12 protein-coding genes and 2 pseudogenes are annotated in these 13,537 nt (G+C 66.7%); 10 read left to right on the forward strand and 4 right to left on the reverse strand.

What is annotated here, in order from left to right:
• Nucleotides 1-132: 132 nt before the first annotated feature.
• Nucleotides 133-762 (forward strand): LysE family translocator, encoded by a 630-nt coding sequence (locus RR42_RS32170; RefSeq protein ID WP_043355949.1) that lies wholly within the window; start codon nucleotides 133-135, stop codon nucleotides 760-762.
• A gap of 257 nt (nucleotides 763-1,019) precedes the next feature.
• On the opposite strand, the gene RR42_RS32175 is transcribed toward RR42_RS32170, so the two are convergent.
• On the reverse strand, nucleotides 1,020-2,102 hold the full coding sequence (locus RR42_RS32175; RefSeq protein WP_043355951.1) for a porin: 1,083 nt from the start codon (nucleotides 2,100-2,102) through the stop codon (nucleotides 1,020-1,022).
• A gap of 570 nt (nucleotides 2,103-2,672) precedes the next feature.
• Between RR42_RS32175 and RR42_RS32180 the strand changes: the two genes are divergently transcribed.
• Together RR42_RS32180 and RR42_RS32185 are read left to right on the forward strand one after the other, a co-directional pair.
• Entirely contained in the window at nucleotides 2,673-3,155 is a 483-nt protein-coding gene (locus RR42_RS32180; RefSeq protein ID WP_236702090.1) for a tripartite tricarboxylate transporter TctB family protein, read from the forward strand.
• A 5-nt stretch (nucleotides 3,156-3,160) separates the two neighbouring features.
• Entirely contained in the window at nucleotides 3,161-4,702 is a 1,542-nt protein-coding gene (locus tag RR42_RS32185; protein ID WP_043355953.1) for a tripartite tricarboxylate transporter permease, read from the forward strand.
• A gap of 27 nt (nucleotides 4,703-4,729) precedes the next feature.
• Here the strand turns inward: RR42_RS32185 and RR42_RS32190 are convergent, their stop codons facing one another.
• Nucleotides 4,730-5,644 (reverse strand): LysR family transcriptional regulator, encoded by a 915-nt coding sequence (locus RR42_RS32190; RefSeq protein WP_043355954.1) that lies wholly within the window; start codon nucleotides 5,642-5,644, stop codon nucleotides 4,730-4,732.
• Nucleotides 5,645-5,707: 63 nt separating this feature from the next.
• Between RR42_RS32190 and RR42_RS41660 the strand changes: the two are divergent.
• Nucleotides 5,708-5,830 (forward strand): annotated as a pseudogene (locus tag RR42_RS41660) (AbrB/MazE/SpoVT family DNA-binding domain-containing protein); the annotation flags it as partial.
• 266 nt (nucleotides 5,831-6,096) lie between these two features.
• Here the strand turns inward: RR42_RS41660 and surE are convergent.
• Nucleotides 6,097-6,867, reverse strand: coding sequence for a 5'/3'-nucleotidase SurE (surE, locus tag RR42_RS32200; RefSeq protein WP_043355957.1), 771 nt, complete (start codon nucleotides 6,865-6,867; stop codon nucleotides 6,097-6,099).
• 222 nt (nucleotides 6,868-7,089) lie between these two features.
• Here surE and RR42_RS32205 point away from each other — a divergent pair, with 222 nt between their 5' ends.
• The 5 genes and pseudogenes from RR42_RS32205 (at nucleotide 7,090) to RR42_RS32220 (ending at nucleotide 11,336) form a co-directional block, all read left to right on the forward strand.
• Complete coding sequence (locus RR42_RS32205) at nucleotides 7,090-8,025, forward strand: DMT family transporter (RefSeq protein WP_043355959.1); 936 nt, start codon at nucleotides 7,090-7,092, stop codon at nucleotides 8,023-8,025.
• Nucleotides 8,009-8,824, forward strand: coding sequence for a helix-turn-helix transcriptional regulator (locus tag RR42_RS32210; protein WP_052495118.1), 816 nt, complete (start codon nucleotides 8,009-8,011; stop codon nucleotides 8,822-8,824). Before RR42_RS32205 ends, RR42_RS32210 begins: the two co-directional genes overlap by 17 nt.
• A gap of 22 nt (nucleotides 8,825-8,846) precedes the next feature.
• Nucleotides 8,847-9,035 (forward strand): annotated as a pseudogene (locus tag RR42_RS39095) (amino acid permease); the annotation flags it as partial.
• A 121-nt stretch (nucleotides 9,036-9,156) separates the two neighbouring features.
• Entirely contained in the window at nucleotides 9,157-10,125 is a 969-nt protein-coding gene (locus RR42_RS32215) for a ferritin-like domain-containing protein (RefSeq protein WP_236702091.1), read from the forward strand.
• A 71-nt stretch (nucleotides 10,126-10,196) separates the two neighbouring features.
• Nucleotides 10,197-11,336 carry a glycosyltransferase gene (locus RR42_RS32220; protein WP_043355961.1) on the forward strand — a complete coding sequence of 380 codons (1,140 nt, stop codon included), beginning with the start codon at nucleotides 10,197-10,199 and terminating at the stop codon, nucleotides 11,334-11,336.
• Between the two features lie 23 nt (nucleotides 11,337-11,359).
• On the opposite strand, the gene hpnA is transcribed toward RR42_RS32220, so the two are convergent.
• Nucleotides 11,360-12,361 (reverse strand): hopanoid-associated sugar epimerase, encoded by a 1,002-nt coding sequence (hpnA, locus tag RR42_RS32225; protein ID WP_043355963.1) that lies wholly within the window; start codon nucleotides 12,359-12,361, stop codon nucleotides 11,360-11,362.
• Between the two features lie 158 nt (nucleotides 12,362-12,519).
• On the opposite strand from hpnA, the gene ispH reads away from it, so the two are divergent.
• Nucleotides 12,520-13,521, forward strand: coding sequence for a 4-hydroxy-3-methylbut-2-enyl diphosphate reductase (gene ispH / locus RR42_RS32230; protein WP_043355964.1), 1,002 nt, complete (start codon nucleotides 12,520-12,522; stop codon nucleotides 13,519-13,521).
• Nucleotides 13,522-13,537 lie beyond the last annotated feature (16 nt).

Below are 13,537 nucleotides of genomic sequence, written 5' to 3' on the forward strand. Positions count from 1 at the left end.
GCCTTGGCCTGCGCGCCTTCATCGGATCGTTCTTTGTATCTAGAACAATTTTTTGTTTGTATCAGACGCAAAGATTACGCTACCAGCCTCGACAACGCAAAGGGCTCCGCGGAGCCATCTGGAAACCTGGGCATGATCGAATTCGCTACCTTGTCGGTGTTCGCCGCGGCCGTGATGGTGCTGCTGCTGTCACCCGGGCCAAACATGGCCTTCGTCATGGCACACGGCGTCACCTACGGGCTCGGCGGCGGCGCGGCGGCCGCGCTCGGCATTGCCGCGGCAGACCTCGTGCTGACCGTCCTGACGGCAACCGGCATCACCGCCGTGATTGCCGCCTGGCCCCCGGCGCTCGACCTGATCCGCTATGCGGGGGCCCTGTACCTGCTGTGGATGGCCTGGAAAGCGCTGCGCCGCCCGCTGCTGCCGCTGGGCGCGGTGACCCGGCAGGCCTCGTTGAGATCGGTGTTTTTCCGCGCTACGCTGAACAGCTTGCTGAATCCGAAAGCGTTGCTGTTCTTCATGGTCTTCCTGCCGCAGTTCGTGGACCCGGGCAAAGGCAACGTGGCCCGGCAGCTGATTGTCCTGGGCTGCGTGCTGACGGCGATCAGCACCGTGTTCCACGGCCTGCTGGGCGCGGCTGGCGGGTCGGCACGGCGGTTCCTGAGCCGCAACCCGCGTGCCGCCGTGTTCCAGAAATACGGGCTTGCCGTGGTGCTGGCGCTGCTGGCGCTGAGGCTGCTTGCCATGCCGAGGGCGTCCTAGCCGAGGGTGTCCTAGCCGGCGAAATCGCGTCGTGGTGTCAGAGGTGGTGCGCGCCTGTGGCGGCGGCCTTGCTCACTTCATGCTGTCCGGCCAAGAAGAGAGGTCCTGCCAGGAAGAGAGAAAAGGCCGGTCGATCTGACCGGCCAAGCGACACTCGCGCAAAAGCAAGGTCGATATGATTGCTGGCGGCATCCGCCGTGCGCAGGATGCCGCCCAGGTGCTACTCAGTTGCCGCTCAGGTGCGGCTCGGATGCGGCTTAGAAGCGGTGACGCACGCCGACAGTGGCGCCGGTCTGGTTCGCGCCCGGCAGTGCCGTGCCGGCACCGTTCAGGCCCAGGGTGGAACCCGACTTGTTTTTCACGTAGCCGATGTTCACGTAGGCATCGGTGCGCTTGGACAGCGAGTAGTCGCCCGACAGCACGTACATCCACGAATCCGCGCCGCTGTTCTTCACGTCGGTGTAGTATGCCGCGCCGGTCAGCTGGAACGCAGGCGTGAACTTGTACTGCGCGCCTGCCCAGTACACATTGCTGCGGGTGACGGTGGCCGTGGCGCTTGCCGTGCCGTCGTCGCGCAGCCAGCGGTAGCCGGCAAACACCTTGGCATCGCCAAAGGCATAGGACGTGCCGATGGCCGCGCGCTTGGCGGTGCGATCCTGCAGAGCCACCGACGATCCCTGGAACTGGTCATACGCGGCGCCAACGGAGAAGCCACCCGCCGCGTAAGCCAGGCCCGCGCCGTAGTTGCGTCCCACCTTGTTCGCGCCCGGGACTTCGCTGCCGTTGGTCACCGTGGCATCGCGCCCGGTGCTGTAGAAGCCGGTAGCCGTCAGACCGCCGAACTTGCCCGTGTACTTGAAGGCGTTATCGGCACGGCCGTTGAACAGCGAGTCGACGCTGTTGAGCGAGTAGCGCGGGCCGACGGCCATCGGGTCATAAGCGCCGAACAGGTCATACAGCGAGTTTTGCTGGCGACCCAGCGTCACGGCGCCGAAATTGCCCTGCAGGCCCACGTACGACTGGCGGCCGAACAGGCGGTTGCCCTGGCCCGAGGCGCCGGTATCGATATCAAAGCCGCTTTCCAGCACGAAGATACCCTTCAGGCCACCGCCCAGGTCTTCGCTGCCGCGCAGGCCCCAGCGCGAGCCCGACAGGTTGCCGGAGTTCATGCGGGTAACGGTGCCACCCGCGGAGCCAGTGGCCGGCATGTGGTTGATGACTTCGATGCCAACGTCGGCAATGCCGTATAGCGTGACGCCGGACGAGGAGGTTTGGGCGAACGCTGCGCCGCAGGCTGCGGCAGCAGCCACGGCAGTCATTGCAAGGAGAGCTTTCTTCACTGATTTTCTCTGTCTTATGGATGGATGAGGCAGTCTTCTGCCAGCCACGGGCAACCATGCGATAGCCGCCTTGAACCGCACCCGTGGTGGCAGACCGCATTGTCGACGCCTTATGTGAAAGCTTGATGTCGCTTTGCATGACTGCATGTCTGCATGACTGCAATTGCAATCATCCGGGCGCGCTCCACGCTGCAGTGATCCGGCGGGATATAGCACAACGTGATGCAAATGGAATTGCGCGGGTCGCCGGCAGTGGGTGAGCAGTGCACCACTTGGCTGCTGGATGGCTTGAGATCCGCCGCGGAAGTTCCCTGCCACAGGGATTTTCAGCGCTAGGGATTACGCGTAGCCGCGAGAAATTCTCTTCAACATCTCTACCCCGAAAGCCGATTGCAAGCCGTCGGAAAGCCGTTTGGAAGATGCCGTTCCTACAGTCTCGGCACCCGCCCGCGCCCACGATGAAGTCGCGGTAAGGCAAGGGCGTAAAAACAGGAGACGGAGAAACCACCTCATGCATCAACACACCAACGCACGCTACCGTTTGGATAGCCGGACCAGAGGGGATCTGCAATGAACACCCCCTCGCGTTTCAAGAAGGACTACTACGGCGGCGGGCTCATGACGCTGATCGGGCTCGCCACGCTAGTGGCCGGCCTGCAATATCGCACCGGCAGCCTGAGCCACATGGGGCCTGGGTTCTTCCCGGCAGCGGTAGGGGCGCTACTGGCGATCGTCGGCGTGCTCATCGCCATCTCGGCGCGCAAGGAGCCACCGGCGCAAGCCCAGGCATCCGGGCACGAGCATGGCGCCGGCCTGCCGGATCTGCGCGGATGTGCCTGCATCATCCTGGGCGTGCTCGCCTTCTTGCTGCTGGGCAAATATGGCGGCCTGATCCCCGCCACCTTCGCCATCGTGTTCATCTCGGCGCTGGGCGACCGGAGCAATACCGTGAAGCAAGCCGCCATCCTGGCACTGGCGATGTGTGTCATCGCCACGGTCGTGTTCTGGTGGGCGCTGCAGTTGCAGTTGCCGCTGTTTGCCTGGGGGGTCTGAACATCATGACCGCGAACGCTCTGCATGATCTCTGGTTCGGCTTTGGCGTTGCCTTCCAGGGTTCCAACCTGATGTGGTCCTTTTTCGGCGTGCTGATGGGAAACCTGATCGGCGTGCTGCCCGGCATGGGCGCGCTGTCGGCCATTTCCATCCTGCTGCCACTGACCTATGCCATGCACCCGGTACCCGCCATCCTGATGCTGGCGGGGATCTTCTATGGCTCGCAATATGGCGGCGCCATTGGCGCGATCCTGCTCAACCTGCCCTCGCACCCGCCGCATGCGGTCACGTGCCTGGACGGCTATCCGCTGACGCGCGCCGGCAAGGGCGGCACCGCGCTGGGCATCACCATGATCTGCTCATTCTTCGCCGCGTCGGTGGGCATCATCGTGATGATCTTCGCCTCGCCGCTGCTCACCGAGATATCGTTCAAGTTTGGCCCCACGGAGATCTTCTCGATCATGCTGCTGGGCTTGCTGGCAGGCTCCACCATGTCGCGCGGCTCACCGTTGAAAGGCGTGGCAATGACGCTGTTCGGCCTGATCTGCGGCTGTGTCGGCACCGATGTGAACAGTGGCACCTTCCGCCTGGCGATGAACATCCCCGAGCTTAGCGACGGGCTGGAACTGGTCGCCATCGCCATGGGCCTGTTCGGCGTGGCGGACTTCCTGCTCAATGTCAACCGGATGAGCGTGATCGCCAGCAAGGCCAAGCTGCGCATCCGCGACATGCGGCCCAGCCTGGCCGAGCTCAAGACCGCCTTCTGGCCCATGGTGCGTGGCACTGCGGTAGGCACCGTGTTCGGCGCCATGCCCGGGACCGGCCCCACCATCACGACCTTCGTCGCCTATGCGCTGGAGCGCAAGATCTCCAAGACGCCGGAGAAGTTCGGCACGGGCATGATCGCGGGCGTCGCCGGGCCGGAAGCCTCCGCGCACTCCAAGACGCAGGTCGATTTCATCCCCACCATGAGCCTCGGCATTCCGGGCGACGCCGTGATGGCGCTGATCCTTGGCGCGCTGATGATCCAGGGCATCGCCCCGGGGCCGCAGCTGATCAGCGATCACCCCGACATCTTCTGGGGCCTGATCGCCAGCTTCTGGATCGGCAACCTGCTGCTGATCGTGCTGAACGTCCCGCTGATCGGCGTGTGGGTCAAGCTGCTGCAAGTGCCCTACCGCTACCTGTTCCCCTCGGCCATGTTCTTCATCGTGGTCGGCGTGTTCAGCACGCAGAACAGCCTGTTCGAGATCTGGGAAGTACTGGCGTTCGGCGTGATCGGCGCGGCGCTCATGTGGCTCGGGTTCTCGGTGGCGCCTATCCTGCTTGGCTTCGTGCTCGGACCGATGGTGGAAGAGAACTTCCGCCGCTCGCTGCTGCTGTCGCGCGGCGACATGATGGTGTTCGTGCATCGCCCGATCAGCTGCGTCTTCGTCGTGCTGTCGGCCCTGCTGCTGACCGGAGTCACCTACTCCGCGTGGCGAGCCAGCCGCGGCGCGGGCAAAGGGGCTGTGCTTGCCGGCGGCGAGCTTGCCGTCAGCGAGTAACCACGACACAAGCCTGCACCGACGCGGCTAGCCCGGGAACGGATAGTCCGCGTCGAACGCCGCGAAACGCGCCTGCAGGAACTCGATCAGGCGGCGCTGCCGGTAAGACGGAAACCGGCTCTGCAGGAACACCAGCTGGAGCGGCACGCTGTCCTGGTACCACTCGGGAAACAGCAGCACCAGGCGGCCGGCGCTGACGTCGGCCGCGACATCGAACCAGCTTTTGAAAGCAATGCCATGGCCCGCCAGCGCCCAGTCGCGCACCACCGCGCCATCATCGCTGGTGCGCCGCCCGTTCGCTTCCACTTCCAGACGGGACTGGCCCGAGCGAAACGGCCAGCGCATGCGCGCCTGACCGCCCGGCGCGAGGCACAGCATCTGGTGCTGCGCCAGCGCCTCGGGCGACGCGGGCGTGCCGCAACGCGCCAGGTACGCCGGCGCGGCCACCGCCACGCGGCGCGTCAGCGCAAGCTGCCGGCGCACCAGCCCCGAATCCTCCAGCCAGCCCACCCGCACCGCCAGATCGACATTGCTGCGATAAAGGTCGGCAAGCGTATCTCCGATGGACAACGCAAGCGAAAGCTGCGGATGCGCCGCCAGGAAATCGTCCAGCCAGCCACGCAGCAAGGCGCGCCCCAGGTCGGCGGGCGCCGACAGCCGCAGCGGCCCGGCCAGTTCCTCGCGCTGCTCCGCCAGTGCGCCCTCGCCCTCTTCCAGCGCCGCCAATGCCTTGCGCGCCGCCTCCAGGAACACCCGCCCCTCCTCGGTCAGGCGCATGCGGCGGGTGGTGCGGGCGAACAGGCGCGCGCTCAGACGTTGCTCCAGGCGGATGAGGGCCGCGCTGGCGGTGGCGGCAGTCCGGCCCAGTTCGCGCGCGGCCGCGGAGAGGTTTTCAAGCTCGGCGGTGCGGACAAAGAGTTTCAGGTCGTCTAGTGAGTACATTCAAAGCAAGTTTGATAAAGCTAGTCCCAATATGATCCACGAGTGCTTCAGGAGGATGCAACTATGCAAGTCTTCAAATGGGGCGATTGTCTGGCCATCCGCTTGCCCGGTGAATTGGTGGACGTGTTTGATCTGCGTGAAGGCGACGACTTCGAGGTCGTCGTCTGCAACGATGGTGTGTTCCTGGTCCTGAACAAGCCTGGCAGGGCCAGTCATCTGGCCAAGCTGAGGCAGTTTCGGGGGCGCCTGCCGCCCGATTTCAGGTTTGACAGGGACGATGCCAACACTCGCGCATCAGGTACGCATGCCGAGCGTCATCATGCAGGGCGACGTGATCGCCATCGGCATGCGCCGGTATCCATGACGCCGGGCGACATGATCGAAATGGATATCGGAGGCATCGGCGCGCTTTCAAACCCTGTGGTGGACGAGCGCTTGAGGCGCGCATTACCTCAAAGGCACCCCGCCAACTCCGCGGCCGCCTCCTCGTCGGTGCGCTCGAAGCGCAGCGGGGTCACTGAAATCGCGCCCCGGCCGACCACCACCGCCTCGCTGTCGTCGGCGTCCGGCCGCGGGCCGCGCGAGAACTGCAGCCAGTGATAGGGGATGCCGCGCGGGTCGACATGGGCCCGTACGGCAAGATCCTTGACGAGGCCCACGCCCTGGCGAGTGACGGTGAGCGGGCCGGCGGCCCCGGGCTCCACATCGGGGAAGTTGACGTTCAGGCAAACCTGCTGGTTCCAGCCCGCGGCAAGCAGGCGGCGGATCACGCCAGGCGCCAGCGCGCGCGCCGTTTCCCAGCGCACCGCGTTGCGATCGGTGAAGGCCTGGCTCAGCGCAATGGCCGGGATGCCCAGCAGCACCCCGGTCATGGCGGCGCCGACGGTGCCGGAGAACACGGTTTCGAGGCCAAGGTTGGCGCCCCGGTTGATGCCCGACAGGACCAGGCTCGGCGGGGTGTCGGCCATCAGGTGCCGGGCGGCCATGACGACGCAGTCGCCCGGGGTGCCGCTCACGCCAAAGCGGCGCTCGCCTTGCTGGCTGATGCGCAGCGGTGCATGCAAGCTCAGGGAGTGCGAGGTGCCGCTCTGGTCATGCTCGGGCGCGACCACCCAGACTTCGCGCGCCAGTGTTGCCGCCACGGCTTCGAGCACGGCCAGGCCGGGGGCGTCGATGCCGTCATCGTTGGTGAGAAGTACGCGTTCCAACAGGGGTTCGGACATGGATATGGAGGACCGTAGGTTGACGAATGCTGGGTTGCCTTGCGCGGCGCGCAGCGTGCGGCATGGCAGTCGGGGCCAGCGCCAGACTATAAACCGAAGCCGTGGCGGTTGGGCCACGCTTTGCCGGATTTGCCAAGACAGGACGGCGTCGGGCGACTAACCTGCGGCCCATTGTTGATCATCGCCGCCCGCCCGCGCCCGCCGCCGGCGCGCTGAAACACCATGCCGTCATCCCGCCTCAGCGTCCCCGGCTCGGCCGCCTGGCTGTCCAGCCTGGCCTTTGTCCTGATCTGGTCGACCGGATTCATCGTGGGCCGGGCCATCGTGCCGGTGGCCCAGCCCAGCCTGTTCCTGCTGGCCCGCTTCTCCCTGGCGGCCGTGCTGTTCGCGGCCGTGGCCGTGGCCGGCGCAGCGCGCTGGCCAGTGCTGCGCGAAGTGCCGCGGCACTTGCTGGCGGGCGCGCTCCTGCACGGCAGCTACCTGGGTGGCGGTTACTGGGCCATTGCACATGGCCTTGCGCCGTCGGCCATGGCCTTGCTCGGCGCCTTGCAACCGCTGCTGACCGCGCTGCTGGCAATCCCGTTGCTGGGGGAGCTTCCGTCCCGGCAGGGCTGGGGCGGGCTTGCACTAGGCTCCCTGGGCGTAGTATTGGTGGTGGCACCCGCCACCCTGGCCAGCGCACCCAGCCCGGTTTCGCCGTGGGTGGTGCTGGTGGCGGTCATCTCCATCCTCTCCATCACCATGGGCACGATCCTGCAAAAAACCTCGATTGCCGCGGCCGACCTGCGCGCCAGCATGGCCTGGCAGAACGTGGGCGGCGCCTTCGTGGCCGGCGCGCTGGCATGGCTGCTGGGCGAGTCGCACTGGCAGCCGGGCATGGCGCTTTGGTCGGCGCTGGCCTGGGCCACGCTGGTGCTGTCGGGCCTGGGCACTTATTTGCTCGTGCGCATCGTCAGGCGCGGGCAGGCTGCCACTGCCGCATCGCTGATGTTCCTGGCGCCGCCGCTGGCGGCGCTGCAGGCCTGGCTGCTGTTTGGCGACAAGCCTGGGGGCCTGCAGTTGCTGGGCCTGCTCGTTGCCGGCATTGGGGTCTGGCTGTGCCAGGCCGCCCAGGGCGCCGGGACCCCTCGCAAAACCCGCCATGCCGCCGCACGATGACGATGCTGTGCAGCTGGCGCAGGCGGGCCGGCCGGCGCCGTTGGTGGAGACCCGCGTCTACCAGCCGGAGCGGGAGTGGCATCGCCATGACTACCATCAGGTCCTGTTCGGCCTGGACGGCGCCTGCGAGCTGGAAATCGGCGGCCACCTGCACCGGCTCGCCCCCTGCGGCGGGCTGATCGTGCCCGCGGGGGAGCGCCACGACTTCCTGGGGCTGGACGGCAACCGGCAGTTGGTGCTGGACATGCCGCCGGGCTCGCTCGCGTTGCCGGCCGCGCTGATGGACCGGCCCACGGCGTTTGCCATCACGGGCGGCTGGAGCGAGCGGGTGCGGCGCCTGGCTACGCCGCCTCAGGCAGCCAGCTCCCGGCAACATCACTGGCAACTGGCCGCCGCCCTTGCCGCCGACCTGGCGCAGGCGCTGGGCCTGAGCGGCCGCGCCCAGCCCACGCATTTTCCGCTGGCGCGAGTCGACGCCTACCTGCGCCAGCACCTGGATGCGCCGCTGCGGGCCGACCAGCTCGCGGCACAGTTCGGCTGGAGCGTGCGGCGCTTCCACACCCTGTTCTGCGACGCATTTGGCGATACGCCGCATCGCTACCAGACGCGCCTGCGGCTGGACCAGGCCGCACGCCTGCTGGCGGACCGGGCCCAGCCGCTGGCGGATATCTCGCTGGCGCTGGGCTTTCCCGACCAGACCACCTTTACGCGCAGCTTCACCCAGCGCTTCGGCATGCCGCCGGGGGCATGGCGTGCGGGCCTCGGGATGGCGAACATCGCCTTGCCGGCATCGCGCTAGCGTGCGAGCATGCGATCTTTGCCGGAAGCCGTTCTGGCCTTATGGCTCGTGGCTTGCGCTGGCCTTGCTGGGGCTGGTGGTGGCGCTGACGGCGTTCTTCCCGGATACGCGCATCGCGCTGTATGTGGGCCCGGCCTGGCTGATCCTGCTGACGGTGCTGTACTACAAACTGGGCATGCAGTCCCGCTCGGCGGTCCAGTACCAGGGCTAAGCCCCCTCCGGCGTTGCCTTTCCTGCAGTATCCTGCGCGTGCCGTGATGCGGGTGCGGCACGCGCGCTCGCGCTGGCCACGCTAAAATTACCCCCGGACCATCAACCGCCAGGGGAGCAGGATGTCAGACGCGCTTGCCACACCCAGCAGGACCAGCGAGGCGAGCACCGAGGCCAAGGCCGCCGCCGTGGTCGCTGCCCTCGCCAAGGCCGAGATCGACCAGGCCGACCATGCCATGCGCAACTGGACCGACCCCGAGCCCGGGCCGGTCCGCATCGGCTCGCCGCAGCATTTGCGCATGTTCTGCAATATGCTGCTGCAAACCCACAACCCCTACAAACCCGCCGTCATCGATTGGCCCAGGCTTGACCCGGATGCCTTGCGCCGGGTGACCTCGCTGCCAATATGGGATATCGCGGTACAGACCGAAGGCCGTGCCTCCGTGCGCGTGCAGGCCTTCGCCGATACCGTGACCGCCCCCCTGCTGCGCAGCGCGCTGGAAATGGATGGCGGCGAAGAGGCACGCCACAAGGTGGTGCTGTCGAAACTGGTGGAAGCCTACGGCATCGCCCTGGCACCCGAGCCTGAGTACCGCCCGCCAGCTGACGTGGAGTGGGGCTGGCTGGTCACCGGCTACAGCGAGTGCATCGATAGTTTTTTTGCCTTTGGCCTGTTTGCCGCGGCCAAGCGCTCAGGCTTCTTCCCCGCGGAACTGGTGGAAACGTTCGAGCCGGTCATCCAGGAGGAAGGCCGCCACATCCTGTTCTTCGTCAACTGGGCGGCATGGTATCGCCGCAACCTGCCCTGGTGGCGGCGCCCGCTTTACACGCTCAAGGTGATGCGGGTGTGGGCCTTCCTGATCTGGGAGCGTGTTGGCATTGCGCGCGGCATCGATGCCGACGGCGTGGCCAAGGACGCCAATTTCCCCATGAACAGCACGTCCTCGCTAGCCGAAGCCCTGTCGCCGCGGGCGATGATCGAGCTTTGCCTGGCCGAGAACGATCGCCGCATGGCCGGCTACGATCCGCGCCTGCTGCGCCCTGAAACCGTGCCCAAGCTGGCCCGGCTTGCCCGGCGCCTGTTGCGCTGATGCGTGACGCATGATGCATGATGCGTTTATGCCGTCGCTGCCCTACCCATCCTGTCCTGGAGTTTTTTGAGATGTTTGTGTTGTCCCTGATCTCGCTCGCCATCTGGTGCGTGCTGCTTGCCGGCCGCGCCGGCTTCTGGCGAGTGCGCAAGCCCGGCCCCGCGCCCGCGCCCGCGCAATGGCCTGAGGTGGTCGCCATCATCCCGGCTCGCAACGAGGCCGACGTGATTGGCGGCGCCGTGGCCAGCGTGCTGGGCCAGGACTATCCCGCAGCGCTGCGGCTGGTGGTGGTGGATGACCATAGCACCGACGGCACCGCCGAGCTGGCGCGCAGCGCCGCGGCAGCGCTGGGCAAGGCGGATGCGCTGACCGTGATCACGGCACGCGACCTGCCGGCCGGCTGGAGCGGCAAGGTCTGGGCGCAGTCCGAAGGCCTCGCCGCCGCCGACAAGGCAGCACCCGGAGCCGGCTGGGTATGGCTGACGGACGCCGACATCCATCACGGCAATGGCGTGCTGGCCCGGTTGGTGGCGCGTGCCGCGCATGAGCAGCGGGATCTGGTGTCGTTGATGGTGCGGCTGCGCTGCGCATCGTGGTGGGAGCGCCTGATCGTCCCGGCCTTTGTGTTCTTCTTTGCCAAGCTCTACCCCTTTGCACGGGTAAACAATCCGCGCAGCGGCGTGGCGGCGGCCGCTGGCGGCTGCATGCTGGCGCGCCGTGCCGCGCTGGCCCGCATTGGCGGATTTGCGGCAATCCGGGGGGAACTGATCGATGACTGTAGCCTGGCTGCCTGCATCAAGCAAGGCGGCTCGATCCGCCTTGACCTGGCCGACGACAGCATTTCCGTGCGCCCCTACGATGACTGGCGCAGCCTGTGGGACATGATTGCCCGCAGCGCCTACACCCAATTGCATTACTCGCCGCTGCTGCTGGCCGGCGCAGTGGCCGGCATGGTTCTCACCTACCTGGCGCCGCCCTTGCTGGCGCTTGGCGGCGGCCTGCGGCTGTGGCCGGCATGGGCCGCCTGGCTGGCCATGGCGCTGGCCTACGCGCCGATGCTGCGTGAATACCGCCAGCCGCTCTGGCTGGCACCCCTGCTGCCGGTCACGGCGTTGTTCTACCTCGGCGCCACGGTCGACTCCGCGCGCCGCTACTGGCTGCGCAAAGGCGGCCAGTGGAAGGGACGCGCGCAGGCGCCCCAACGGGGTTGATCGTCGGGGCTGACCGTCGGCGCTTACCCCAGGTAGCCAGCGCTGCGGAACCAGTCGAGCGCTTCGCTCAGCCCTTGTTGATATGGCCGCGCCTGGTAGCCTAGCGCCAGGCGGGCTTTCTCCGAGCTGAAGAACATCCGGTACTTCGACATCGACAGGCCGTCCGCCGTCAGGAAAGGCTCCTTGCCGGTCATGCGCGCCACCGCCTCCGCCGCGTAGGCGAGCGGGTAAAGCGGCCAGCGCGGCAAGCGCATGGTCGGGGCACGCCGCCCCGTCATGGCAGCGATATCGGCCAGCATCTGTTGCAGGCCCACGTCCTGCCCGCCGAGGATGTAGCGTTCGCCGGTCACGCCGCGCGCCAGCGCCAGCATATGGCCTTCGGCCACGTCGTCCACATGCACCAGGTTGAGGCCGGTATCGACGAAGGCGGGAATCTTGCCGGTGGCGGCCTCTACGATGATGCGCCCGGTGGGCGTGGGCCGCACGTCACGCGGGCCGATCGGCGTGGAGGGGTTGACGATCACGGCAGGAAGCCCGTCGCGGGCCACCATGCGCTCCACCACGCGTTCGGCCAGCACCTTGCTGCGCTTGTAGGCGCCAATCGCCTCATGGCCGGCCATGGCGGCCTCTTCCGTCACCGGCGCGGCGGCGCCCGCGACGCGCAAGGTGGCCACGCTGCTGGTGTAGACGATGCGCTCGACCCCGCAAGCTTGTGCCGCCCCCATCACCGTCTCGGTGCCGGCCACATTGGTGCGCACGATTTCCTCGGGATCCGGCGCCCACAGGCGGTAGTCCGCCGCCACGTGGAAGAGATAGCGCACCCCTCGGAGCGCGCTTTCCATGGCGCGCGCATCGCGCATGTCGCCCTCGGCGATCTCCACGGGCAGGCCCTCCAGGTTGCGGCGCGGGCTGCCGGCGCGTACCATCGCCCGCACGCGAAACCCGCGCGCCAGTGCCTGCCGCGCCACTGCCGAGCCGAGAAAGCCGGATGCGCCCGTTACCAGGACGTAGTCCCCTGAACTCATATCACCCACCGAAAAAACCCTCAAAGTGTTGCTGGCTGTAGCCAGGTGCCAGGCAAAGGTTGCGGCACCGGTATATAGTAACCACCGTATGACGGGAAAGTGATTCCGGAATATCAACTTATGCTGAACCCGTTGACAGGGTCGGGGGGCCTATCTTTATGCAGGTGATTCTTGCTCAACCCCGCGGTTTTTGTGCTGGTGTGGTGCGCGCGATCGAGATTGTAGACCGTGCCCTCGTCAAACACGGAGCCCCGGTGTTCGTGCGACACGAAATCGTGCACAACAAGCACGTGGTCGAAGGGTTGAGACGCAAGGGCGCGCAATTCGTCGAAGAACTGGACGAAGTGCCAACCGGCGCCGTCACCATCTTCAGCGCGCATGGTGTCTCCAAGGAAGTCGAGAGCGATGCGAAGGCCCGCCAGTTGCACTCGATCGACGCGACCTGCCCGCTGGTGATCAAGGTCCACACCCAGGGGCGCCAGTACGCCGCCAGCGGCCGCACCGTGATCCTGATCGGCCATGCCGGCCATCCGGAGGTCGAGGGCACGATGGGACAAATTCCCGGCAAGGTAATCCTGGTGCAGAGCGAAGCGGAAGTCGCGCTGCTCGACCTGCCCGCGGACACCCCGGTCGCCTACGTGACCCAGACTACGCTCAGCGTGGACGACACACGTAATATAATTGCCGCCCTGAGCCGGCGCTTTGCTAATCTCATTGGACCGGATACGCGTGACATCTGCTACGCCACGCAAAACCGCCAAAGCGCCGTGCGCGAGCTCTCCAAGCAGGTGGAAGTGATCCTTGTGATCGGCGCCACCAATAGTTCCAACTCCAACCGCCTGCGTGAAATCGGCACGGAGAGCGGTGTGCCCAGCTATTTGATTGCCGATGGCAGCGAACTGAACCCCGAGTGGGTGCGCGGCGTCGAAGTCGTCGGGATCACGGCCGGCGCCTCCGCCCCCGAGGAAATGGTCAATGACGTGATCGCCACGTTGCGCCAGCTCGGACCGGTGGACTTGTCGGTCATGGATGGCCGCGAGGAGCACGCCGAATTCCGCTTGCCGGCTGAGCTGGCCGATCCGCCGCCGCGCAGGCAGGCAGCCGGCACGGCCACCGCCGAAGCCGCGCCGCAGCCGGACCCGCAAACCGCCGCTGGCTAACGCCCGGGCGCCCCAA

The sequence above is a fragment of the Cupriavidus basilensis genome, assembly GCF_000832305.1.
Taxonomy (GTDB): Bacteria; Pseudomonadota; Gammaproteobacteria; order Burkholderiales; family Burkholderiaceae; genus Cupriavidus; species Cupriavidus basilensis_F.

Bases quoted from the DNA above. Each gene is read 5' to 3' on its own strand.
- RR42_RS32180 (WP_236702090.1), top strand. From the start codon at position 2,673: ATGAACACCCCCTCGCGTTTCAAGAAGGACTACTACGGCGGCGGGCTC.
- hpnA (WP_043355963.1), bottom strand. From the start codon at position 12,361: ATGAGTTCAGGGGACTACGTCCTGGTAACGGGCGCATCCGGCTTTCTC.
- RR42_RS32215 (WP_236702091.1), top strand. From the start codon at position 9,157: ATGTCAGACGCGCTTGCCACACCCAGCAGGACCAGCGAGGCGAGCACC.
- RR42_RS32185 (WP_043355953.1), top strand. From the start codon at position 3,161: ATGACCGCGAACGCTCTGCATGATCTCTGGTTCGGCTTTGGCGTTGCC.
- RR42_RS32170 (WP_043355949.1), top strand. From the start codon at position 133: ATGATCGAATTCGCTACCTTGTCGGTGTTCGCCGCGGCCGTGATGGTG.
- RR42_RS32220 (WP_043355961.1), top strand. From the start codon at position 10,197: ATGTTTGTGTTGTCCCTGATCTCGCTCGCCATCTGGTGCGTGCTGCTT.
- RR42_RS32205 (WP_043355959.1), top strand. From the start codon at position 7,090: ATGCCGTCATCCCGCCTCAGCGTCCCCGGCTCGGCCGCCTGGCTGTCC.
- RR42_RS32210 (WP_052495118.1), top strand. From the start codon at position 8,009: ATGCCGCCGCACGATGACGATGCTGTGCAGCTGGCGCAGGCGGGCCGG.
- ispH (WP_043355964.1), top strand. From the start codon at position 12,520: ATGCAGGTGATTCTTGCTCAACCCCGCGGTTTTTGTGCTGGTGTGGTG.
- surE (WP_043355957.1), bottom strand. From the start codon at position 6,867: ATGTCCGAACCCCTGTTGGAACGCGTACTTCTCACCAACGATGACGGC.
- RR42_RS32190 (WP_043355954.1), bottom strand. From the start codon at position 5,644: ATGTACTCACTAGACGACCTGAAACTCTTTGTCCGCACCGCCGAGCTT.